The organism is Salinifilum aidingensis (assembly GCF_054782015.1).
Genome location: NZ_BAAGTH010000063.1, coordinates 1 through 516, shown reverse-complemented (window position 1 = coordinate 516; position 516 = coordinate 1). Strand labels below are relative to the sequence as shown.

At 47.5% G+C, this 516-nt stretch carries 1 protein-coding gene; it reads left to right on the top strand.

The annotated features are described in order from the left end of the window. Window positions 1–282 precede the first annotated feature (282 nt). Window positions 283–516: hypothetical protein (locus tag ACYVJE_RS23135; protein ID WP_461146144.1), on the top strand; the 234-nt coding region annotated here is incomplete at its 3' end.

Genomic DNA, 516 nt, shown 5'->3' with positions numbered 1-516 from the left:
GAGGTTGAACTAAAGGCAACCGGCGAGTTCGCAAAACAGAACGACGCAACAGCCGAGAAAAGTAAATAAAACAGGGTTACGGCTTCTTAAACGAGCTATCTCTCAAAGTACGGGGTTCTTTAACTAAGGGATAGTACCCTTTTTGGTTAGAGAACCTCTTTCTTTTACGGCAGTTTACCACCCCCAACCAACATACATTGGCATCTGTGCTAATCTGTTTATATTCACCGGGTAAACAAACGAATCATCCGCCTTTTCACAACCGAGCTAATCTCAATAACCATGAACAAACTATATGCTTTGCTGGACGTCGGCTTTACTGGCCTTGTATTGCTGGCGACAACCACCCGTTCAATTCATAATCAGTATGGATTTGTAAGGGGCACACCCGCCATTAAGTCCATTAACGCCCTCACGTTTGGACCGGATGGCGTCCTGTTTATCGGCGACGGACGAAGCGCAGCCGTTTTTGCCATCGACACCAAAGATGCGGGCCTGGTTTCCACCCCCAATCCC